The following is a 446-nucleotide window of genomic DNA, read 5'->3' as shown; positions in this document are numbered from 1 at the left end:
CCGGACAGCACGCCGATCGGCAAGCCGATCGCCAACACCCGGATCTACCTGCTCGACGCCCACCAGCAACCGGTGCCTATGGGCGTGGCCGGGGAGATCTACATCGGTGGCGTCCAGGTGGCGCGGGGTTATCTGCACCGTGCGGAGTTGACGGCCGAGCGTTTCCTCGCCGACCCGTTCAGCGACCGCCCGAACGCGCGGATGTACCGCACCGGTGACCTGGGGCGTTACCTGGCGGATGGCAATATCGACTACCTGGGCCGTAACGACGATCAGGTGAAGATCCGCGGTTTCCGTATCGAACTCGGCGAGATCGAGGCCAAGCTTGCCCAGCACGGGGCGATCAAGGAAGCCGTGGTGCTGGCTCGCGAAGACGTGCCGGGGGCCAAGCGCCTGGTGGCGTATTTCACCGTGCACGGTGACGAGCACCGCGTCGAGATCGAAAG

The 446-nt window shown here is 65.7% G+C and carries 1 protein-coding gene; it reads left to right on the top strand.

What is annotated here, in order from left to right; all coding sequences use genetic code 11:
- Window positions 1-446: AMP-binding protein (locus FGE05_RS29705; protein WP_139650446.1), on the top strand; the 446-nt coding region annotated here is incomplete at both ends.

This window comes from Pseudomonas sp. ICMP22404, assembly GCF_006227205.1.
In the GTDB taxonomy this organism is placed as follows: domain Bacteria; phylum Pseudomonadota; class Gammaproteobacteria; order Pseudomonadales; family Pseudomonadaceae; genus Aquipseudomonas.
The sequence above is the reverse complement of the archived record's forward strand: the minus strand, read 5'-3'. Positions and strand labels throughout refer to the sequence as shown.